This is a genomic window from Saccharospirillaceae bacterium, assembly GCA_022448365.1.
Taxonomy (GTDB): domain Bacteria; phylum Pseudomonadota; class Gammaproteobacteria; order Pseudomonadales; family Oceanobacteraceae; genus Bacterioplanoides.
On sequence record JAKVCS010000003.1, the window covers coordinates 1,494,846 to 1,516,551 of the forward strand.

General features: G+C 46.5%; 18 protein-coding genes and 2 riboswitches. Of the genes, 11 read left to right on the forward strand and 7 right to left on the reverse strand.

Going from position 1 to position 21,706, the window contains the following annotated elements; genetic code table 11:
* Positions 1 to 198: 198 nt before the first annotated feature.
* The 6 genes from MK185_10460 to MK185_10485 all read right to left on the reverse strand — a co-directional run bounded on the left by MK185_10460 (position 199) and on the right by MK185_10485 (position 8,490).
* A complete protein-coding gene (locus MK185_10460; GenBank protein MCH2041043.1) occupies positions 199 to 2,484 on the reverse strand; it encodes a TonB-dependent receptor in 2,286 nt (761 codons plus the stop codon).
* A 229-nt stretch (positions 2,485 to 2,713) separates the two neighbouring features.
* Positions 2,714 to 4,747, reverse strand: a complete 2,034-nt coding sequence (locus MK185_10465; protein MCH2041044.1) for a TonB-dependent receptor — start codon at positions 4,745 to 4,747, stop codon at positions 2,714 to 2,716.
* A 56-nt stretch (positions 4,748 to 4,803) separates the two neighbouring features.
* Positions 4,804 to 5,115, reverse strand: coding sequence for a DUF2149 domain-containing protein (locus MK185_10470; protein MCH2041045.1), 312 nt, complete (start codon positions 5,113 to 5,115; stop codon positions 4,804 to 4,806).
* Positions 5,112 to 5,576, reverse strand: a complete 465-nt coding sequence (locus tag MK185_10475) for a MotA/TolQ/ExbB proton channel family protein (GenBank protein MCH2041046.1) — start codon at positions 5,574 to 5,576, stop codon at positions 5,112 to 5,114. Before MK185_10475 ends, MK185_10470 begins: the two co-directional genes overlap by 4 nt.
* Before the next feature lie 164 nt (positions 5,577 to 5,740).
* Positions 5,741 to 6,029, reverse strand: a riboswitch (cobalamin riboswitch).
* A 130-nt stretch (positions 6,030 to 6,159) separates the two neighbouring features.
* The gene (locus MK185_10480) at positions 6,160 to 7,854 is read right to left on the reverse strand and encodes an alkaline phosphatase (GenBank protein ID MCH2041047.1); all 1,695 of its coding nucleotides are present in this window, start codon (positions 7,852 to 7,854) and stop codon (positions 6,160 to 6,162) included.
* Positions 7,855 to 8,082: 228 nt separating this feature from the next.
* On the reverse strand, positions 8,083 to 8,490 hold the full coding sequence (locus tag MK185_10485; GenBank protein MCH2041048.1) for an NUDIX domain-containing protein: 408 nt from the start codon (positions 8,488 to 8,490) through the stop codon (positions 8,083 to 8,085).
* A gap of 266 nt (positions 8,491 to 8,756) precedes the next feature.
* Positions 8,757 to 8,829, forward strand: a riboswitch (cobalamin riboswitch).
* A gap of 158 nt (positions 8,830 to 8,987) precedes the next feature.
* On the opposite strand from MK185_10485, the gene MK185_10490 reads away from it, so the two are divergent.
* A complete protein-coding gene (locus MK185_10490) occupies positions 8,988 to 13,490 on the forward strand; it encodes a cobaltochelatase subunit CobN (protein MCH2041049.1) in 4,503 nt (1,500 codons plus the stop codon).
* A gap of 57 nt (positions 13,491 to 13,547) precedes the next feature.
* On the opposite strand, the gene MK185_10495 is transcribed toward MK185_10490, so the two are convergent.
* A complete protein-coding gene (locus MK185_10495; protein ID MCH2041050.1) occupies positions 13,548 to 14,510 on the reverse strand; it encodes an integron integrase in 963 nt (320 codons plus the stop codon).
* A gap of 340 nt (positions 14,511 to 14,850) precedes the next feature.
* Here MK185_10495 and MK185_10500 point away from each other — a divergent pair, with 340 nt between their 5' ends.
* The 10 genes from MK185_10500 (at position 14,851) to MK185_10545 (ending at position 21,681) form a co-directional block, all read left to right on the forward strand.
* Positions 14,851 to 15,189, forward strand: a complete 339-nt coding sequence (locus MK185_10500) for a hypothetical protein (GenBank protein ID MCH2041051.1) — start codon at positions 14,851 to 14,853, stop codon at positions 15,187 to 15,189.
* A 116-nt stretch (positions 15,190 to 15,305) separates the two neighbouring features.
* Positions 15,306 to 15,617: a hypothetical protein gene (locus MK185_10505; protein ID MCH2041052.1), complete on the forward strand. Its 312-nt coding sequence runs from the start codon at positions 15,306 to 15,308 to the stop codon at positions 15,615 to 15,617.
* An 84-nt stretch (positions 15,618 to 15,701) separates the two neighbouring features.
* Complete coding sequence (locus tag MK185_10510) at positions 15,702 to 16,019, forward strand: hypothetical protein (protein ID MCH2041053.1); 318 nt, start codon at positions 15,702 to 15,704, stop codon at positions 16,017 to 16,019.
* Positions 16,020 to 16,087: 68 nt separating this feature from the next.
* Entirely contained in the window at positions 16,088 to 16,405 is a 318-nt protein-coding gene (locus tag MK185_10515) for a hypothetical protein (GenBank protein ID MCH2041054.1), read from the forward strand.
* A gap of 601 nt (positions 16,406 to 17,006) precedes the next feature.
* Positions 17,007 to 17,324, forward strand: a complete 318-nt coding sequence (locus MK185_10520; protein ID MCH2041055.1) for a hypothetical protein — start codon at positions 17,007 to 17,009, stop codon at positions 17,322 to 17,324.
* A gap of 114 nt (positions 17,325 to 17,438) precedes the next feature.
* A complete protein-coding gene (locus tag MK185_10525; protein ID MCH2041056.1) occupies positions 17,439 to 17,861 on the forward strand; it encodes a hypothetical protein in 423 nt (140 codons plus the stop codon).
* 169 nt (positions 17,862 to 18,030) lie between these two features.
* Positions 18,031 to 18,405 (forward strand): hypothetical protein, encoded by a 375-nt coding sequence (locus tag MK185_10530; protein MCH2041057.1) that lies wholly within the window; start codon positions 18,031 to 18,033, stop codon positions 18,403 to 18,405.
* A gap of 412 nt (positions 18,406 to 18,817) precedes the next feature.
* Positions 18,818 to 19,111: a hypothetical protein gene (locus MK185_10535; protein MCH2041058.1), complete on the forward strand. Its 294-nt coding sequence runs from the start codon at positions 18,818 to 18,820 to the stop codon at positions 19,109 to 19,111.
* Positions 19,112 to 19,786: 675 nt separating this feature from the next.
* Positions 19,787 to 20,896: a beta-lactamase family protein gene (locus MK185_10540; GenBank protein MCH2041059.1), complete on the forward strand. Its 1,110-nt coding sequence runs from the start codon at positions 19,787 to 19,789 to the stop codon at positions 20,894 to 20,896.
* 383 nt (positions 20,897 to 21,279) lie between these two features.
* Positions 21,280 to 21,681: a hypothetical protein gene (locus MK185_10545; GenBank protein MCH2041060.1), complete on the forward strand. Its 402-nt coding sequence runs from the start codon at positions 21,280 to 21,282 to the stop codon at positions 21,679 to 21,681.
* Positions 21,682 to 21,706 lie beyond the last annotated feature (25 nt).

The following is a 21,706-nucleotide window of genomic DNA, read 5'->3' on the forward strand; positions in this document are numbered from 1 at the left end:
CGTGGGGAAAATTCGCCCGTGATTTCCACAGATTCTGTGGATAATTCTGTGAACGAGTTGCTTATAACGGTGCCAAACAGGCGTTTACATTAGCGCCCCTACAGATTGGTTGTTTTTTAACCAGCCGTTGTTTTGTTGGAATAAAAAAGCCGCATCTGAACAGTTCAGATGCGGCTGGTTATTCTGAATAAAGGTTAATCAGAACTTATAACGTACATCAGCAGATACAGTGCGCTCCTCACCGGCAAAACAATCGCCACGGGATAGACATGAGTTTAGGTGACGCTTGTCAGTAATGTTGCGACCGTTCAAGCTGAGGAACCAGTTCTTCATTTCATACCCGATCATGGCATCAAACAAAGTATAAGCTTCCGTTTCCAGCTTAGGGTTGTCAGTACCGTCATAGGTTTTACCCACATAACGCGATCCTAAACCAATACGAAGGCCCGCAAGTTCATTGGCTAAACGATAGGTCACCCACGCCGATGCCTGTTCTTCCGGAACCGCTTCTAGCTTGGTCTTAGAGCCACCTGCTTTAGGCTTACGGGTTGCATCGAGATTTGTGTAGCTGGCAATAAAGTCAAACTGACCCAGACTGCCCTGCGCTTCTAATTCATAACCATTAATTTCAGATTCAGCCTGAACCTGACCCAATGGATTAGCAGGATTGGTGACCAGACGATTCTGTTCTTCAATCTGATAGTAAGCCGCGGTCACTAATAACTTAGTACCCTCTGGCTGATATTTAACACCAACCTCAGTTTGCTCACCGTATGCAGGCTTGTAACGCTTATTCGTGACTGTATCGGTACCAGGAATTGCTTCAAACGATTCAGCGTAACTCACGTATGGCGATACACCATTGCTCAGCTGATACAAAGCACCGAGCTGATAAGTTGTCTCGCTGTCCTTATCTGAATCGCCACCCTGGGTACTGTTCTTAACGCTATCGTGGCGCACGCCAGTCGATACGATCAGGTCCTTATAACGAATCTGATCCATCAGGTAGATGCCTTGTTGCTTCAGAGTCGATGATGGTCCGTTGACAGGTTTCAGAGCTTTCAGCGCGTTGCTCGCATCGGCAGATAACTTGCCATATTGCGGGTTATAAACGTCAATCGTCAGTGGTAGCAATGCTTGTTGCAAGGCAATAACACCGGCTTGCTGCGCCGCAACCGGGCTATTAAACGGATCAAGAGGGTTACCGCCAGCTTGAATAAGAGCAGGTATAAATGCAGTTCGATACAGAGTCGTCGTGTTATTCAGATCTGCAGAATCGTTATCGGTTGTGATGTCCTGCGCATCCAAACCGAATACCACCCGATGCTCAACAGCACCTGTACGGAAGTCAGCGTTCAAACGAATGTCCAGAGTCTTGGCGTCAGCAGAGCGATCACTTGCCAGAGCAGAACGGTTCAAAGTGCGGCCATCGTTAGAGAAACCAACAACTTGGCTCCCGGGATAGATAAGCGGCTGGAACTGCGCAGGGAACAGCAGAGGATACATTGTCCGGTACTCGCTTTCGCTTTGCGAGTCGCGGTAGTTAGCAGATAAGGAGAACACTTCGTTGAAGATGTGATCGAAGCTCATCGTGTAAGCCGTCTGCTCAGTATCAAAACGGTCAAACTCAGGTTCACTCAGAAACACGGTTTGATCAATGCGTCCGTTGGGGTTCGGCAGGATAGTGCCCGTATGAGGCAGAAACTGAGTAGAGGAACCGGTTTTGTCTTCCTGACGATTGACCATAAATGTCAAAGAAGTCTGAGCAGATGGATTCCAGGTCAGAGATGGCATAAAGATGGTGCTGTCGTCGTCCACCATATCTGTCTGCGACTCAGCATCACGACCCAAAGCAACAACACGGTATAACCATTCACCATCATCATCGATTGAACCGGTGACATCCACAGCCAGCTGTTTGCGATCAAAGGTACCTAACTGCGCCCAAACTTCGCCGCCAAAGTCGGACTGGGGGCGCTTGCTCACCATATTAACAATCCCGCCGGTGCCTGATTGTCCGTAACCAACGGATGCCGGGCCTTTCAGAACTTCAATACGCTCCAGTGTGAATGGATTCTGTCGGGTGTTGTTGAAGCTACCAACAGATTTACGCATACCATCGAGATACAAAATTGGTGCAACACCGCGAATGGTAGAGGAATCTGTACGAGTATCGATACCAAATGATGCACCGTTTACACCAGCGGAGTATTGCAGCGCATCCTGAAGCGTTTTTACACCGGTTGCGGTGAAAAAGTCTTCTGTAATAACAGAAACTGAGTACGGAGTTTCAGAGATCTCAGCATCCATTCGGCCGACACTTGCAGTACGACCTTCGAAGTTATCACCCACAACGATAACCTGATTCAATAAAACGTCATCTCCGGCAGACGGGTTATTGCGCGGACTATCCGTTGTTTCTGCGTGTGCAGCATTCGCGGCAATAACACCTAATGCTAAAGCACAAAGCGTCATTCTTTTCATGATACGTGCTCCTTATCTTTAATGAGAGTAATGGCTATTGTGTATAAGTCGCACACTATATAGTCAAAAGTATTAGTTGCAAGCGATTTTCATTGGCATTCCGATTCATAGGTTGGCAGCACTCTGACGTTAGTAACGGATACAAAAAAGCCGCAGTGGTTACTGACCCAACTGCGGCAAAGGCCTTTACTCAAGGCGGGAGTTAATCGGGGTGTTTATCCCATGCGTATCAGAACTTATACGTCAGGTTTGCGCGCACCATACGTGGTTCAACCGGATGGAAATGCACGTCTTCGATACCCTCTGCACCCGCTGGTACGGTTTCGCCCGGCAGACGGGATTCATACAGATAGGTAATGTCGTTACCTTCTTCATCCGTGATATTAATCAGCTCCAGACCCAGCTCCAGCGCCCGGTTAACCTGGTAGTTCGCCTGGGCATTCAGCAAGGTTACGGCGTCGGCTTTTTTGCTGTTGTCTTCGTTCAGGGCAAATTTCCCGAAATGACGCAGGCGCAGACCCGCATCCCATGGCCCAAGGCCGTCAATGGTCATGCCCAGGCTGAATACCTGCTCGACCGCCCCCGGAATGTACTGTTCTTTTTCACCTTCAGGCTTAAGGCGAGCGCGGCTGAAGGCTAAGTCCGAATCGATAATCAGCCAGTTATTAGCCTGCCAGAACACACTGGCTTCCAGGCCACGGCGTTCCGATTTATCCGATGCTTCCGTGGTTCCATCGTCACCGACAAAGATCAGTTCAGAATCCAGTGTTAACCACCACAGAGACACAGCCAGCTGCAGATCATTATTAAGCTGAGTCTGCAAACCTAAGTCTGCGCCCTCACTCTGTACCATCGGTGTTGCGTCTTTTTCGGCAAAGCCACGGGCATCGTTCGAGTGGAAGCCCTGACCATAGTTGGCAAACACATGGGTGTTCTCGGCCAGCTGATAGATTAAATTGAATTTCGGACTGACGCGGGTATCACTTTCACCGCTGCTGTTACCTGTTAAACGGTTATCAACAATGGCCGACAAGTAGTCAAAACGTGCACCAATCTGAGTACGTAATGCGTCATTCCACTGGTAATTATTTTGTACGAATAGACCCAGGCCGGTCTCTTCCGCACGGTGACGGACACGACGCTCATAAATTACACGGTTTTGGGTACCTGACAGGCCCACGTCGGAAATGCGGTCATGACGCACATCAAATCCTGCCTGCCATTGGCTCTGATCACCGTTGTATAAATCCAGTAACGCGGAGCCACCCAGTATCTTACGTTCGTCGTGTTGACGGAATTCGTCACCGTTGTCCTGGTCGATGGCGTAAGTGTGGTTGGCAAACAGCTGCAGTCCGTAATCAATCAGATAGGCGTTGGTTTTTAATTCACGTCCGGAGAAATCGTTCCAGCCCTGATAACTCAGGCTGCGGCGGTGAGTTTTACCGCCCGAATCTTTATCCAGCGAATCAAAACGATCGCCGCCGTTATCAACAAAACGTTGAGGTAGCTGATCGGTCGCCGTCCAGTCGTTCTGGTAAGCCATAGCCGTCACCGCCCCACCATTAACGCTGTCACCGAAGGTGTATTTTAATAACGCTGAATATTTTTCCTGATTCTGCGCGACTTTCCATGGGCCGTCGTACTGGCTGGCATCAAATGCGGCCAGTAGATTGTTACCGTTTTCCAGCTCATTACCACCGGCAACCAGTAAGCGTTGGTAGCCGTATTCTCCAACACCCAGTTTTATCAGGTTGTGATCCAAATCTTGACGGCTGTGTAAACGTACGGCCCCGGCATTGGCAAAGTCGCCTTCGCTGGCGTAGTAAGGACCTTTTTTATAATCCAGAGATTCAATCATTTCCGGAATAATAAAATTAATATCGGTATACCCCTGGCCATGGCCATGAGTTCGCATGTTAACCGGCATACCGTCTATAAAAGTGGCAAAGTCAGTACCGTGATCGAGGTTAAAACCGCGCAAGAAATACTGGTTGGCTTTTCCTTCACCACTGTGTTGGGTAACAATTAATCCAGGAACGGTTTCCAGTACTTCACCGGCACGACTGATCGGACGTTGTTCAATTTGCTCAGCGATGACGGTCCCCATCGAGGCCGATACAGCACGACCAATCTGCGCCTGACTGGATACCGTCACATTGGTTAGCTGTGCTTCGTCTGCGGATGAATTAATACCGGCTGCATTTGTCTGATTAACACACAGGGAAGCGGCCGCAATGGACAACGCCAACGGTGAAATTTTCATATTGTTACCTTATAACAAATAATTAAATGAAATATTTAATACAGTAATTTTAGTATTTATTTGCTGATTAAAATCAGCTTACCGGTTTGAGGATCACGATATACCTGCCCCATCGACTGATAACCGCTACCTTCACCGTTTTCTAATTGCTGTCGCAGTGATTCCGGAATATCAATTAATTCCTGACTGCGTTCTAATCTAACAGTGTCTTCTAATTTAAAATGTTTTTTTAATTCCGGGCTGACGGCTACCAGCGCTGCAATTAAGCCGCAGGCAAATACCAGCATGATATCGACCAGGTTGGCTAATGGCCCGAGCGGCTCATCGTCCTGAGCATCAAATGAGGAAGAGCGCCAGCGATCATTCATGATCCGGCTCCGGCGTCTGTTTGGTTATCCTCCAATTCCTGTACCGCGCGGTCATACCAGCGCCGACGCACTCGCCCAAGCACAAATCCCACGATACCGGCCAACAGCCCGATCACCGTAGTGTCGAAGGCAACTGTCATGGCCGTGGTCAGAATGGTTAATTCGCCATCACCCAATGCCGCCAGACCCGGTCCCAGTGGAATGAGTGTGCCCATCAGACCAAGCATGGGCGCAATGCGAGTAATAAAATCAGCTCGTTCTATACGACGTTTACCGACCTGAATTAACAGCGCCTGATCACCGTTTCTGACTAAACGACGAATACCGCCAAAACGCTCGCCAAGGGCCAGGCCAGATTCGTATAACGCCAGCAAAATAAAAAACAGCAGCGCCCATACCACAGGTTCCAGCAACACACTGGTCAGTTGATGCATCAGGTTGAGAGACACAGAGGAAAACACAACACTCTCCATTGAGACCGGGATTGTTAGGCATAACCTAAGCAAGCAAAGTCCGTTCAATATTCGTTAATAGCTGGGGAGTTGATGCGAAAACACAGATACAACGACGGAAAAATACGCCGCAGAAAAACAGAGTTGTATCATGCTGCTCAGGTCACCCCGCCTGAAATCATGTTGTTACAGGCCGGTCTCCGGACTCAAAGTCAGAACGTTGTGAACATTCCGGGTTTACCTTCCGGCACATCACAATGGTTGTGATCTTGCCGTGGTTGAAAAACCAATTCGTCTGCATTGACCAACAGCTGCTCATAGCGTTGGTGTACGACAAACACTTCATACCGTTGCGGGGGCAGTACAGGAATAGCATCACAAAATGTGCCTTACCTGTTTCCCGATTATCCCGTGTCTGCAATTAAAATTTGCCACACAGGCACCTGAAACGAGGCCGAACAGTAACAGGAATGTCAGCTTATGAAAAGTGAAAGCTACTCACTATGGTGATGAATCACAGTATTGAACCGCATAAAAAAACGCGGCTGAACGCCGCGTTTTAATTGGTGGGTTTGCGCAATAATTCCGAGGATTATTCCACAATCAAGGCATCGATCATTTTCTGACCCAGATCTGTGTGATGCTGCATGGTCGAGAACTTTTTGGTAATTGCCTCGGGACCAAATGCGTATACCGGTACTGGCGCTGCGGTGTGAGTACCGTTACCCCAGGAAACGCTTTGCTGGGCCGCAACTTCACGCGCAATTAAGGCACCGGTGTCTTCGTCAGCGTAAACATAGAAGTCAGAGAAATCATTAAACTTCGGAATGTTGGTCGCTTTCAGGTATTTATGATCTGGGTGAACGTCTTCTGCCGGCACATCATAACGTGCAGCAATACGTTCACCGGATTCATTGCTGATGTGGAAATCAGCGTGCATGCTTTTATTGACTTCTTCAACCCAGGCCGCGGCAGTGGTATTCGAGAAATCCCAGTCACCGTTTACGGAACTCAGGATATCGTAAAAAGAACGCTCCTGAGCGTAGATCTTATCGAGAGTCGCCAGTGCGCCAAAGTTATACTGAGGCTTATACGCACGGTCGCTACCATCCGCGTTGACCATGCCGTCGCCCGCCAGAGTTTTCGCTTCAGGAATTTCATGTTTGTGGTAAGCAAAACCAAAACCACCGGTTTCATGGTCAGCTGTTACCACCACCAACGTGTCATCACGCTCGGCAACCCATTCATGAACCGCTTGCACTGCCTCATCAAACTTCAGCATTTCGTGCAATAACCAACCGGTATCATTAATGTGCCCTGCCCAGTCAATCTGACCGCCTTCGATCATCAGGAAGAAGCCGTCCGGGTCCTGCGATAAAATATCCAGCGCTTTTTTGGTCATTTCTACCAGTGACGGTTCATCCGCGCATTTGCTGCCAGCTTCCGGAGCCGTGGTATTTTTACAAGCGGTGTATTCGATACCATCATTCATCGCTGAATCATCAAATAAACCTAACAACTTGCCTTGCTTAACGGATGCCATTTGAGTTTTATCAAACGCCAGAGCGTAACCCGCACTTTTTGCTTCGTTAAACAGATTACGGTCATCGTCGGCGCTGCGCTTTGACTTTTTAATCACATGGGTTGGCGCATTTAATTCAGCTGCCAGCGCACCAAAGTCGTCAACGTTCGGCGCCCAATGACGAGAGCCACCACCGAGCAGTACATCAACACCAGCGTCCAGCAGGTCTTCCGCTATTTCATTTTCCATCGAACGATGTGGACGGTGAGACGCGAAACCAGCCGGGGTTGCGTGAGTCAGTCGAGTATCAGTAATCAGACCCGTTGCTTTACCCATTTTCATGGCTTTTTCCAGAATGGTCTCGACTTTATTACCCTGGTCATCCAGACCCACGGCTTCAGAAATCGAACCTTTACCGGTCGCTAACTGCGTGGCAGAACATGCAGAATCAACAATTAATCCCGGATTTGCACCCATAGGAGCCGTCATGGATAGTCCCAGAGCGCCGCCTTCCGCGAGCTTCTGTAAACCCGTCACCTTATTAATGTTGGCTGCATTGGCCGGGGAGCGGCGCGCATATTCTTCCAGTAAACCCACCTGCTGCGGGCCCATACCATCACCAATCATCAGGATCAGATTTTTTACTTTGCCGTTATTAACCAGTGGTGCCTTATCGGCATCCGATTCAGAGTTGGAATCGCTGCCACAGGCAACCATCAGACTGGCCGCAACAACAGCGGCAGAAAGTTTAGCGAGTGTTTTCATTGTGATGCCTACCACATTTTATTGTAAGAATTGCCTGACTTTAATAAACAAGTCAGTGAATAGCGCGGCATGTTAGGCAGCAAATATTACAGTTTTATTTTCGTTTGAATGATTATTCAAAACCGTTAATAAATACGGCAATAATCGGCTTATTTAATAAAAAATACCGCATGTTTAATGTTATAAAATAACATTAAACGTGCATTTAAACGGAATTAAATTCCCATATCAGGACACATACAAACGGCAGGCTTCTGCAACGGCAATACGATCCGGTTCGGCATCCAGTTGTGATAATTCATCGAGGTTCAGCCAATACACCGCCTCGGCCTCCAGCGCTTCGATATCGCCCCGCCAATCACTCACCAGATAATAATGCAAACGTTGCACTTCCGATGCAGAATCCGATTCGGCCGTGTGTACCAGCGAACAAACATAACCGGCGGATCGCGCTTCAATATTCAGTTCTTCTTCAAGCTCGCGCGCCAGCGTCTCCAGCTGGTCTTCGCCCGCTTCCATGTGGCCACCAGGAACCATGAGCAGCGACGGATCAAATTCTTTATCGCTGCGACGCTTTTCAACCAGTACCGCACCGTCCTGAATCAGAATAAACGATACACATTCGGCAAACTCCATACCTTAAGCCCCTCTCTCATTCGAGCAACGATATTACCCTACTTTGTCACTCTGCCGCAGGCAAAATCACCATCAGACCTGCTACACCCAGAACAAACGAACTGCCGGTCAAATTGACATTTATGCCAGTGCCGGGTAGAACAACCAGCGACGAAATGCTTCTTCCTCTCACTCAATTGCGCAGAGGCAGTTCCAGAGTATTGCGGATCAGTCAGACCGTGTGTGTGACTGCCGCCTGTTCGGGTACTGAAATATCGAAGCTGTGTGGAACACCGGTGAAATTCCGGGGCTGTACCCGCAACTGTAACAGCAGAGCTTTTCTGTGCTGAAGCCAGATACACAAACGTCTCAGATTACTCTGCTGATGATCAGTATGAGCCAATAAATGCACCGGGCGGGAATACTCGGTACTGAACGGTATGCCGGCGACCTTCGCGTTGTGGCAGACTCAAGCAGTACTTCTTCTCTCCCTCAAGCCCAACCGACTTGAGGTACTCATGGTAATTTTTAAACAGCTGTTGTTTGTTCAACGGCTTTCGCTAAAACCGTTACTGATGCACATGGCTCAGCTGCTGTTATTGGTCAGTATGATCTGCCAGACACAGGCGCTAACGGCAAACGAACCAGACTATTTGCTGGTTCTGACCTCCCAACGTAATGCAGAGACCGTGGCGGAAGCGGCACGCTTATTCAAACTGCAGTATCCACAGCTAGCGGTTCAGGCGCGCACCGACAACCAGATTTATGAAGCCGACGAGAACCAAAGAGCGCAGCTGGTCGGCAATGCCAGAGCAATTATTGGTGCCGGTTTATTCGGACCGGCGGTGGCCGAATTGTCGCCACTGTTCAAACAATTTAAACAGCAACAAAAGCCCTTACTGATTTTTAACAGTGACCATCGATTGGTTGGTATGAGCGAACTGGGTGGGAAAAATTTTTTCGGCAACCAGCAACAGGTTGGTGAACTCAGTAAACAGCGCGCCACCGATGATTTCGCCCGCTGGCTGAATGCTATCCAACAAAAGAATCCGGCCCAGGCCAAATGGTTACAGGCCCGTGCTTACTGGCAGGCGGGCGGCGCTGAAAACAGCAAAGCATTATTCAGCTGGGTTTTTCGCCAAACCGGTGCGGAAACTCCGGCCAGCGCTCCGCTGCCACAGCCAAGGTTACGTTGGTACACGAATGGCAAAATCCAGAATCAACTGCCTGCATTAAATTCAGAAGCTGCGTCAGAAAAGAAATCACTGGTTGCCATTCTGGATCACGCCGGTGGTGGTCGTCCGGCCGATGTCGCTTTATTACGCCAACTGTGCAGCCAGATCGAAAATCCCGATAACGAACAGCCAGGCCAGCGATGTATTGCATCGCTGGCTTACTGGGGTGAAGCCGGAGTCAAAGCCGTTGAACAGCTGTTGCCCTACCAGGATCAGCTCAGCGCCATTGTTATGCTGCAGGATTTTGTGATTGGTGGTGGCGAGGGTCGTGAGCGCACCAACGCATTATTGCAGCAATTAAATGTGCCTCTGTTAAAAGCGATTAAATTACGCGACCGCAGCGCGCTGGAACATCAGTTGTCAGCCGACGGTTTGGCCGCCGAGAAAGTGTACTATCAGGTGGCAATGCCGGAACTTCAGGGAGCGTCTCAGCCACTGATTATCGCCAGCGCCGGTGAGCCGCAAAACGATCCGATCAGTGGTATTCGTATTCAGGCGATTGAGCCGAAACAAGATGGCTTAACTGCATTAACATCGCGTCTATCGCGCTGGGCAGCATTGCAACAAAAAAACAATGCCAACAAACGCATCGCCATTGTGTATTACAACCACCCTCCTGGGCGTCACAATATTGGTGCCGATAACCTCGATGTACCGGCGTCGTTATGGCAAATTCTGAATCAGTTAAAAGCTCAAGGGTACAACGTTGGAGAACTGCCTGCCTCTCAAGAAGCGCTGCTCGATGAAATGCAATTACGCGGGGTCAATCTGCCACGGGATGCCACGGCATTAAAAAACATGTCGGATAAAATCCAGACCATGGCACCGTCCGATTATCAAAGTTGGTTTGATCAACTGCCAGACTCCGTTCGCAATGAAATGATTAATGGTCCGTTCGGTTTATTACACGAACAATTAAAAGCCGCAGTGGTTGCGAAAAAACCAGAGCTGGCGGATGGCCTGTTACACCACACCTTTGAAGAAATGCATCACTTGTTAGAAGGGGTTGATCATAAAGGCCGGGAGCGTGCTCTGGCATTAATCGAACAACTGGAAGTGTGCTACGTCAACACCGTAAAAGCCGCCGAAAAGACCAATAACGGCCAATACCCGGCTTGCATGGATAAACAAGCCCCACAATTAATTACCGCCCTGCAAAAAACCGGAATTGAAGGTTTGGGGGGCTGGGGACCGGCCCCCGGTAACGTAATGACTTTTAACAATCAGTTATTACTCCCGGGTCTGCAATTTGGTAACGTGTTTATTGGCCCCCAACCGCCACGTGGTTGGCAAATTAATGAAGAACTGTTGCACGCCAACCTGGCTTTTCCACCACCTCACCAGTACCTGGCGTTTTATCATTTTCTACGCAATACCTTTAAAGCCGACGCTTATGTGCACTTAGGTCGTCACTCGACGTATGAATTCTTACCGCGCCGCAGCGTGGGCCTCGGAGAAGATGATTATTCGCGTATTATCGGCGCCGATATTCCGGGGATTTACCCTTACATCGTGGACGGTGTTGGCGAAGGTATTCAAGCCAAGCGCCGTGGCCTGGCGGTCATGGTTGATCATCTGACGCCACCCTTAGAAAGTACCCCGCTGTACGATGAGTTACTGCAGCTGCGGCAGTTAATTGAAAGCTTTGAGGCCAGCCACGGCAGCGGCAACGAGGCTGTGGCAGAACGCTTAGTGCAGCAAATTGTTGCTAAAGTGGATCAGCTGGAACTGCGAGATGAACTGGCTCAGGCCATGTCAGCGGAACTGGCTGTTATGGGCATCAGTTTTGAAGAAGTCAACGACGATATGCTGGTTCACGAAGTTGGCCATTATCTGACGGACTTACAGGAACGTTTTATGCCATTGGGTCTGCATATCTTTGGCAAAGAATGGAACGCTGATGCCGTCGAGATGATGCTGCAGTCGATGCTGGGCCGTCACTCCGATGACAATGGAAAACCGCTGACGGCTGAACAAAAAGAAACACAATCCGGTTGGAAAGATTTATTAAAACAATCACCGGATGCTGAAATGGCTGCCCTGATGAATGGCTTAAACGGCCGTTATGTCGCTCCGGGTCAGGGTAACGACCCGATTCGCAGCCCCGATAGTTTACCAACCGGGCGCAACTTCTATGCGCTGGATTCCAGTTTAATTCCATCCAAGCTGGCCTGGCAGCTGGGCCAAGAAATGGCCGCCGATGCGCGTAAAAATAACCCACAAACCGCCGATAAAAATGAAGCCATTATCTTATGGGCTTCTGACGTAGTCCGTGACGAAGGTGTGATGATTGCCTTTGGCCTGGATATGTTGGGTCTGGAACCGATATGGAACAGCCGTGGCCTGGTAAAAGGATTAAAACGTCAGATACTGCCCGAAGGCCGCAGCCGTCGCGATATGGTATTTACCAGTTCAGGCCTGTTCCGCGATTTATACGGGCAGCAAATGTCGCTGTTAAATCGTGCATCATTAATGGCACTGGATGCTTCGTCCGATACCATTCGCAAAGATTATCCGGCATTAACCCTGGCATTATCTGAAGCGCTTAGCCTGCTAGGAAAGGATGCCAAAGGCGGTTCTGAATCACTGCAATTTAACCAGGTGGCGAAGCACTGGGTTAATCAGGCACGCGTGTTATTGCGTGATGGCGTAGCCGAGAAAAAAGCCGGCATTATTGCCAGCATGCGTGTGTTCGGTGATGCACCGGGGAGTTATGGCGCTGGTATTAACCGTATGGTGGAACGTTCTGGTGCCTGGGAAAACCGCAACGAACTGGCCGATGTGTATATTCGCCGTATTGGCCACAGCTATGGCTTAAATGACTTTGGTGCTCCGGCACAAAAGGCCTTTAAAACTCTGCTTAAAGACGTGGAAAATACCTACTTCGGCCGCTCCAGTAATTTGTATGGCCTGATTGATAACAACGACGCCTTTGATTATCTGGGGGGGTTGAGCCTGGCGGTGGAATCCGTTAGCGGCAAGGCGCCCAATAATTTTGTACTCGATCACAGCGATCCACAAAACTTTAAAGCCCGCCCGTTAGGCTTAGCCTTACGTCAGGAATTACGTGGTCGGTTCTTAAACCCGGAGTGGCTGAAAGGTCTGATGGAACACGGTTACGCCGGTGCCCGCACCATGGGTAACGAATTTCTCGAATACCTGTGGGGCTGGCAGGTGACGAACCCAACCTTGGTCGGCGACTGGGCCTGGGAAGAAGTTAAAGCCGTGTATATCGATGACAAACATCAGTTACAGCTGGATGAGTTTCTGCAGCAAGGTCATAACGCTCACGTAAAAGCCAACATGCTGGCCATTATGTTGGTGGCGATTCATAAAGACTTCTGGAACGCCGACGACCAAACCGTACAACAACTGGCAAGCGAATTTGCCGAACTGGTGGCTGACAACGGCTTACCCGGCAGCGGCCATACCGACCCGGATAACCCGATGCTAGGTTGGCTGGAGCAACACTTGAGCAGCGAGCAATGGCAAGCACTGAAACAACAAATCGATCTGGCCCGCCCGGTAGATGAAACCGCCGGACAGGAACCCGAATACACCCGTATTGCTGAGCTGGAGGTGAGCGCAGAAGAGCTGGCAGCTGCGCAACAGCAAGCTGAAGAATCTCAATCCCAGCAACCAAGCGAACAAGCTGATCAGCAACAGCAGGATGAACTACACAGTGATGCTGAAGTAAGCCTGCAGCCAGCCTGGATACAGTTAGCCCTGGTTGTGTTTGCGATATTGGTTGTGTTGATTGGTTTTGCCCGTAGCCGACGGCTGTAAAACCTGAGTCTGTCTACTTAAAGTCTCTGAATCACGTTTCTGCTGATCCAGAGACTTTTACATTAATAAATCGATTGGACTGGTGGTGCCTGCAAAGTGCTGGCCTAACACGTGGGTATATATCTGAGTGGTAGAAACATCACTATGACCTAATAATTCCTGGACTGTGCGAATATCTTGTACAGCGCGCAGTAATTCTGTTGCGAAGCTGTGTCTGAAGGTATGACATGAAATCCGTTTGGCTGATAACCCTGCATTCTTCACTGCTAGCCTTAATGCCTTTCTGGGCACCGACGCATCTAGGTGATGACGACATAAAACTCCTGTTGCTGGATGTGTACACAACCTGCTGGACGGGAAGATAAACATCCACGCAGCTTCTCGATAAGCGGAAGGATATTTACGCCCTAACGCTCCAGGCATGGAAGGCCCAATACCCTGATTGTTATCTTCGACCTGAATATACAAAGCCCGCTGAAAATATTCTTCAACAAAGGGTTGCAGTTTATGTGGAAATATCGTGACTCGATCTTTAGCACCTTTGCCATTAAACACAGATAGCGAGCCTTGACTAAAATTAAAGTCCTTAATTCTCAGTCGTAGACATTCAGAGATTCTCAAACCAGATCCAAACAACAGGGAAAAAATTAACCGTTCTCTTGGCTCACAGCATTTGAGAATCTGATTCACTTCTTGTGAAGATATCACGATTGGCAGATGTCTCGGACGTGTAGCGAGGCTAAAACCCAGTTCACCCAAGGGCTTTTTCAAATATTTGTTATAAAGGAATACCAAAGCGTTCAAAGCAACCTTCTGTGTATTGATTGCAACATCACGCTGATTTGCCAAGAAATTCAGAAACAAGATGACTTCTTCCGGCCCCATGACAGAAGGGTGCTGGAGCCGATGATAACGAATATAGAACCGAATCCAGTAAATATAAGTGTTCTCTGTACGAATGCTATAGCCATGAAGCCGCATGTATTGGCGGATTTCTGTCAAAAACTTACTCTTGGTCATACGATTCTCCAAATGTAAAGAGATACTGTTTAAACATACAGTATGATTTCATATATTCAAGCCAAGATAGTGCAGTTTGTTTTCGTGCTTGCCCGCATTCCTCTCCAGTGATACTTTAAACACTAAAGAAATCAGTGGTTTACGGATGTGGTTTACAAGATAGTAGGCATCCCCGTAGCCGAAATAGTGTGCGCGCACGCTTTTCTAGGAAGGAGTTGTATTGCTAAGGAAGGTTTCTCAATGAAATCAGTTAGTTACACGAGTAATCTCGAAAGACTCTCGCCAGAATATCAGGCACGCACACGAATAAACTGTTAAATATCCTTTAAATGGAGTAGCAATGAAAAAATATGTTTTATCTTTGGGCTTGTTTTTTTCGTCGATAGCAAATGCTTCTACAACAGACTGTCAAAACTTGCATATAGGAAGAATCTGGGTTGAAAAAGGAACTGGTTTAAAAGCAGTTGTATATCTTAATAATCGAGGCGATACCTCCGGTTCATATTGGAGCTACTTTAAAGATTGGTCACTGGATGAAAGAAAAGAAGCCCTTTCAATGTTGATGGCTGCGAAAGCATCAAATCATAGGGTAAATGTAATCACAGAGAATACTGATGGCTGTGGATTAATAGCAGGTGGTACCCAGACAAAAGCCCTCTTCTTAACAACTAATCCGTGATTTAACAAGTGGGTGAAATGGACAAATTTAAGCATGGCTCGCTTCGCTCACAATACCATGCTTAAATTCGCCCTTTACCCAGGCGTTATAAATCAAGACTAAATTGGAGGCTAAAAATGAAATTTGGTATCGCTATTATTTCTCTACTATTTTCACTCGGAGTGAGTTCAGCCGAAATAGATCGTAATTTAACAGTAACTAATGTTGCTATTGAAAGTAACAAGAAAGGCTATTTCCGAGTAGCTGAAGCACTATCTGCTTCCTGCGTGCATTCGGTTATTTATTTTGATTTAGAGAGTTCCTCTGGAGCTGGGTATTTGTCAGCTTTACTTAGTGCGAAAATGGCTAGTAAAAGGTTGTCATTAATCTCATATGATATTGCTAGTGGGAGCAATGTGTGCACTGTATCAACTATTGAAATTGAATGATTTATAACAAAGCTAGGCAGCCAGGACGCACTTCGTGCGCCTCTGCTAGCAGGCGTAATATTTACTATAAGGAAAAACAAAAATATGAAATTCAAGCAGATTATGTTCTTGTCAGTATCATTAAGTTTGACTGTCACTGCTAATGCAGGAAGGTATTGGCCTGAAGCGACTTTAACTAGTTGGGAATTATACTTAAATAATGGAGTTGCATACATTTTATCCAGTCAATTTGCCGATCATTGCTCTTATGATCGAGGACAAATAAATATGGATGGTACTGAATATAACAAATCGCTATATGCATATGCAATGTCTGCTAAAGCCAGAGGTAAAAATTTAAGGTATGTGGTAGATAGCACTCAGAAAACTTGTATTATTTCAGCATTGCAAGAACAGGATTAACTACCATATAACAAAACCTTGCTTGGGATAAACCCAAGAAGGCGGCGTTATGTTTTAAAGGAAAAACAATGAAAAAATTATTATCTGCCTTCTTAATCCTAGCAAGTTCGATAAATGTTAGTGCTAACGAGGTCGAAAAGTCTGAAATTACTTACATTTCCCCATGGGAAGACCACATAGATATTCAAACAAGCGGTACAAAGATAGATCCAGATAATTGTGGCGACAAAAACTTGTATAGAATTGACCTCCATAATGATAATGGTGCTTCGGAAAAATTGTCAGTTTTATTGTCAGCATTTATGGCTGGAAAGCCAGTTGGCTTACGTTTGAAAGGTTGCGTTGGGGATAAACCTAAGATATTTGGTGTTCGTTTATACAAATAAACATAAAAAAAATGTTAAGTCGCCGAAAAAGGCGCTGCTAGGACGGCTTTCCGCTGCGCTCCAAGCCGCCTCTTACATTGGCGTTATGATTCCGCAAAGAAACTCACACTAAAGGAGAACCAATGAGAATTATTTTTCTAATCGTGATTTGTATGTTTTCTATAACTGTACACGCAGCAAAGTATTCTGCAACAGGAGTTGTTCAGGACATAAAAATGTTCTCTGAAAACCCTAACATATACAATACTGAACAATTAGGTAGGGTTTTTATTTACCTAAATGAACTCCCAAAGGCATGCGCATCAAATGAGAAGCGCATAGCCATTAGCAGCAATCATCCACTGTTTGATTCCGTCCTGTCAGTCGCATTGGTATCAAAAACCACACAAACCCCTGTGGAAATTTGGTATCTCGACTCGTGTTCACAGAGATCAAATGCTTGGGATTTTTCTATAATGATACTGAAATAAGCATAACAAGATGCTGGTGCGGAGCCAAAACTCAGCGCTTGTTTGTGCATGGCTTCGCCATTATACGCGTAACCAACCACCAAGCTTTTACCCGTACAGTACGGCGTTATGACAAAGTAAGGAAGATATACATGAAAAATTTTATTTTATTAGCAAGCATGTTATTGCCAAGCCTATCGTTAGCAGGCAGTGACGATTTCACGGTTAAAGGTTTAGGTATCAGCACCTCAAATACGATATTTTTAGACGTTAACGAGTCCCACTCTCAGTCAGAGTGCAGTAACAAAAACTCTTTCAGATTTAAAACCGCACATCCTTTATATAAAGAAATTTATGCTACTCTCCTAACGGCTAAAGCAACTAGAAGTGAAGTAAGAATCGCATTTTCGGATAGTGTGAGTGATTGTGTATACAATTCGCCTCAAATACTTTCTGTATATATAAAGTAATGTCATAACAAGCGCATGTTGCCGGACTGGTTTTCCGCTTCGCTTCAAACCAGTCGCAAATGCGGGCGTTAGGACTACAAAGGAATCGAGATGCGGAGTGAATTTCAATACTTCATGAACCAAGATGATCATGCGTTCTTTGACGAGTATCTTCGTAGCATTCATGGAGTAAGCATCAAGCAGGGGAAACACTTCGATGAGATTCTACTGGATGATGGCTTCATCCAATATGAACGAAGTTTCCTAGAAGACAGAGTTCTTACTTCCGGCCGCATTGCAATTACTTCGACTGATTTGGACGGGGCTTACAACTTTTCGTCGCATCAGGCAGTTGAGTCACTGTACAAAAAATTAAGAAATTGGCTCAAAAAACGTAGCGTCAACTCTCTGGTTTGTTTCAACGAGAAATCAGAGAACCCTGCGACCCAAGCTGTAAAAAGCTTTTGGCTAGGACCTGGCGCTGAGGCAATACTAAATGATCCAGCTATTAAGCTAAAACAATTTAAATCGGGCAATATCGTATTTAAGCTGGCATAAAGCCCTAACAAGGCGCTCAAGCAAGGACGCAGCAAAGCTGCGCCGCTTAGCTTGGCGTTATACATCAAGGAATAATATGCGGATAATCATCGTTCTACTGCTGAGCTTTTTCTCATAATTACTCGCTGCTCAAGAGGAGTATACGAATCCAGTTGATGGTAAGACATACGTGGCGGACTGGAAAACATATCAGCCTGACGGAGGGAGTAAGCCCCAAGATGGGCGCGTGATTAATTCAGGGGTAAGGCTTCTTAGTGCTCAGGCTGATTTTGAAAAGAATACGACAGCCGAAGAATTAGCAAAATTGATAGGATTTATTCAAGAAGTACTCACGAAAGAATCACAGGATTATAAAGGTAGTGGCGAAATTCTTCTTCAAATCGAGCTTCGTAATGAAGATAACCCTGAATTTAAAATGTCCTATCAAGGGGAGCTTACGGAAGATTATCTTCAGCGATTCTATGGTGTACTAGAGTCTATTGAATATAAAACGCTACAAAGTTCTGTGATGTTACAAGTTCACTTCGTGGTGAAAAATGCATAACAAACAGCCCAGTAGCAAATAGAGATTTATGTCGCAGGTGGCGGACAGCTGTATGCTCTTAATAGTTAGAAAAATTCGCCGCACTTGTAACAAGTTGCATCACGGCTGCATCACGTCGTATTTCTTAACTCTGAATCCAACCCGATAGAAGGTATACCAAAGTCTAACGGATAAGATGACTTATGCTAAGGTATCATCAGCCAACAAAGACCAGTGTTGTTCAAAAAGTTGAAAGTAAAATCTGTGTTCCTGAGCCTGATCAAGGAGGATCAGGCCGAATAATTTGCTATAACACTCGCATCCATCCATTTATGCTGTCACGATGGCGAAAAGAACACCGTGACGTCAAGGTCATCCCCGATAATCGTGCGCGTTTAGTACAGTGATATCATTATAAGGAGTATTATTTCAAATGCACTCACCAGAGCTATCCGTTGTATTTTTAAATCTTGTCATTGTCTTAGTTGCTTATCTTTCTATATACCCAAAGTTGGCCGGAAGTAATTTAAATAAAATTTCATTTTATGATATTTTTACTTCGGGCTTTTCTTTGTTTGTTGTAGGTTTTAACTATTGGGGTAGTGGCCAAGTATTTACTTTATTATTTTTTGACGTCAATTGGTTCTGGTTTACCCTTGTTACCTATGGCGCACTCGAAATTCCGGTCGCTATTTGGTACTTTAAAATAAAAAATGTAGAATTTTAGGGACTGATTTAGATCATGAATACGAGTAGACGTATATTTCAGGAGGAAGCGTGGAGAGAGTTATTATTTCCAAATTAGTTGATAGCGATCGAAACGCTGTGTTTGATTTGCTTCAAAACTCTTCGGCTATGAGGTTTTGGGACCAAGAAGGCCCTGACAGATTCAGAAGCAGAGGTTTGGTTTACTAATGAGCAATAAGCAGAAACCAGATTTGCTTTCAGGTCTACCGAAACTAATGAAATTGTTGGTTTTTGCGGAGTTACTCAACTGGATGGCGAGTTAGACTTTGGCTATTTCGTTCGTCCTAAGTTTTGGGGACAGGGCTTGGCGTCTATAATGTGCGAGTCTGCAATATCGAAATTGGCTCAATCTATCGACTTTTCCCAGGTTAGAGTCTTTATTGCATCCGATAATCTGGGGAGCCAAAAAGTAGCGCACAAACTTGGCTGGAGCTTAAAATGCGAAGCTGAGAACGAATTTGAGTCAGGGTATCTGTATCAGATTCACATATAACAACAAAGGTAGCAGCGGCTCTTGGTGAGCATCGGCGTAAGTCGGATCCTCAACCTGTGGCCTGGCTATTATCATCTGGCGTATTCTCTAGACGTAGTAATTCATCGAGCCGATATGAGGTATCGCAACGTGAGAGTCAAATTCTCTATGCTGCTAACCATAATGTTAGCAAGTTGCACGGTTGCACAGGTTAGTAATTTAGAATCGCTGAAAGATGAGGATGTAACCCTTCATTTGAGTAACTATGTGTCGGATGATGAACCCGGCATCCAGTACATCGTCGTGGATAAGAATGCCACTGTATTCAGCCGTACCGGTGGTCTTGCAAATGTAGCGAAACATGAACCTCTTAATGCCGGGCAAACGATGGCGGCATTTTCGATGACCAAGACACTGACGGCTATTGCCATATTACAATTGGTTGAAGCGAAAAAGGTACGCCTGGATGACAGAGCGGCATCGTATGTGGAGCACCCTTACAGCCCTGCCATCACAATTCGGCAGTTATTGAATCACACTTCCGGGATACCCAACCCCATTCCCCTTAAATGGGTACATCTTGTAAAAGAGCATTCCAATTTTGACGAGAAAGGTGCACGTCAGGCAGTGCTTCAACACCATGACGAAGTGGAATTCATGCCAGGTGAAGAGTATCAGTACAATAATATTGGCTACTGGTTGCTGGGTGCTGTTATCGAGCACGCTTCTGGAATGGCATATGCGGACTATATGGAGCATCGTATTTTTCGGCCGTTGAAACTTACACCCGATGAAATCGGCTTCAGAATTATCAATGAAAGCAATCATGCAAAGGGTTACTTAAAGACATGGTCATTTATGGGGATCTTTGGTCGTTTTTTTGTCGATTCGGACGTTATCGGTAAAGATGAAAGCGGCTGGACGCACATCGAAAATGTTTACCTTAATGGTCCTTCATTCGGGGGGGCTATTGGCACGGCAAGAGCCTTTTCGGTGATATTGCAAGACTTGTTATCCGAAGACTCCAAACTTTTAACAAGCCGTACGAAAAGACAACTTTACCAACAGCAACAGCTTAACTCCGGCAAAGAAATAACGATGACACTTGGTTGGCACATCGGCACACTTGAAGGTGTTACTTACTATTACAAGGAAGGTGGAGGCGCAGGCTTTCATAGTGAAATGCGGATATACCCGAGTTCGGGGTATGGATCAGTCATTATGGCCAATAGAACATCGTTTAATTCAGGAAACGCTCTGGATGAGCTTGATATCTACTTTGTCAGACCATGAAATTCAGACAATGACAACTCTCAACGCTGGGTAGCCTCCTCTTGATTCAATACCCGGCGTGAGCGTGCGGAGCGCTCCCTCTCACTTGTACTGGCAAAGTCAGCTGTTCTTACCCGGATAACTGATATTTTAGTGATCATTTCAGATATCGAGGTATATGCGTTGCCGATGGGTCACGGATGGTGGTAGACAACGCCTGTATTAATTGGTCAGATACGCTCAGTATTAGCTGGAGCCTCGATTACACCGGGCTGGCAAATACGCTTGGACTGTAGAAACTGGTTGCCGGATCTTGGCTATTCTGTATTGGCTTCATCTGATGATGAACATCCGGATAAATGGATGGTGTTTAAACCGTAGCCCTTCGGCTCAATGGTGGATGTATGAGATTATTAGTGCTGGCGCTGGCGTTTATCAGCGGAGTCTGTCACGCAGATGATATAGACGGTCTGTGGGTTGGTTACTATGAATACACGCTGAGAGAGAAACCCGCTCGTGTCGAGTTCTCCCTGGTTCTTAAAAGTGACGGCAGCAAAGTTGTCGGAAAGATGATGGAACGCAATACCTTCGGGGATAAGCAAGTCATTGCGCTTTTTGCCAATATCAATGGTGTGGTTGATGGCCAGACCATCAAGTTCTACAAAACCTATGATGGTTCTGGCTCAGTAAATCATTCGGTGTTGTACGAATTGAATTTTGCTAATGAACACCGGCTCGCACGGGGCACCTGGACAATCGGTGAGCGAAGTACCGGCCTGGTCGAGATTCTTAAAATCGAGCTATAGAGCTGCCAACATTGAGTCTGGAGGC

Excerpts from the sequence above, each read along its gene's own strand:
- MK185_10505 (MCH2041052.1), top strand. The coding sequence starts at position 15,306 with ATGAAATTTGGTATCGCTATTATTTCTCTACTATTTTCACTCGGAGTG.
- MK185_10540 (MCH2041059.1), top strand. The coding sequence starts at position 19,787 with ATGTTAGCAAGTTGCACGGTTGCACAGGTTAGTAATTTAGAATCGCTG.
- MK185_10500 (MCH2041051.1), top strand. The coding sequence starts at position 14,851 with ATGAAAAAATATGTTTTATCTTTGGGCTTGTTTTTTTCGTCGATAGCA.
- MK185_10520 (MCH2041055.1), top strand. The coding sequence starts at position 17,007 with ATGAAAAATTTTATTTTATTAGCAAGCATGTTATTGCCAAGCCTATCG.
- MK185_10525 (MCH2041056.1), top strand. The coding sequence starts at position 17,439 with ATGAACCAAGATGATCATGCGTTCTTTGACGAGTATCTTCGTAGCATT.
- MK185_10470 (MCH2041045.1), bottom strand. The coding sequence starts at position 5,115 with ATGAATGATCGCTGGCGCTCTTCCTCATTTGATGCTCAGGACGATGAG.
- MK185_10545 (MCH2041060.1), top strand. The coding sequence starts at position 21,280 with ATGAGATTATTAGTGCTGGCGCTGGCGTTTATCAGCGGAGTCTGTCAC.
- MK185_10485 (MCH2041048.1), bottom strand. The coding sequence starts at position 8,490 with ATGGAGTTTGCCGAATGTGTATCGTTTATTCTGATTCAGGACGGTGCG.
- MK185_10465 (MCH2041044.1), bottom strand. The coding sequence starts at position 4,747 with ATGAAAATTTCACCGTTGGCGTTGTCCATTGCGGCCGCTTCCCTGTGT.
- MK185_10535 (MCH2041058.1), top strand. The coding sequence starts at position 18,818 with ATGCACTCACCAGAGCTATCCGTTGTATTTTTAAATCTTGTCATTGTC.
- MK185_10510 (MCH2041053.1), top strand. The coding sequence starts at position 15,702 with ATGAAATTCAAGCAGATTATGTTCTTGTCAGTATCATTAAGTTTGACT.
- MK185_10460 (MCH2041043.1), bottom strand. The coding sequence starts at position 2,484 with ATGAAAAGAATGACGCTTTGTGCTTTAGCATTAGGTGTTATTGCCGCG.
- MK185_10495 (MCH2041050.1), bottom strand. The coding sequence starts at position 14,510 with ATGACCAAGAGTAAGTTTTTGACAGAAATCCGCCAATACATGCGGCTT.
- MK185_10480 (MCH2041047.1), bottom strand. The coding sequence starts at position 7,854 with ATGAAAACACTCGCTAAACTTTCTGCCGCTGTTGTTGCGGCCAGTCTG.
- MK185_10515 (MCH2041054.1), top strand. The coding sequence starts at position 16,088 with ATGAAAAAATTATTATCTGCCTTCTTAATCCTAGCAAGTTCGATAAAT.
- MK185_10490 (MCH2041049.1), top strand. The coding sequence starts at position 8,988 with ATGGTAATTTTTAAACAGCTGTTGTTTGTTCAACGGCTTTCGCTAAAA.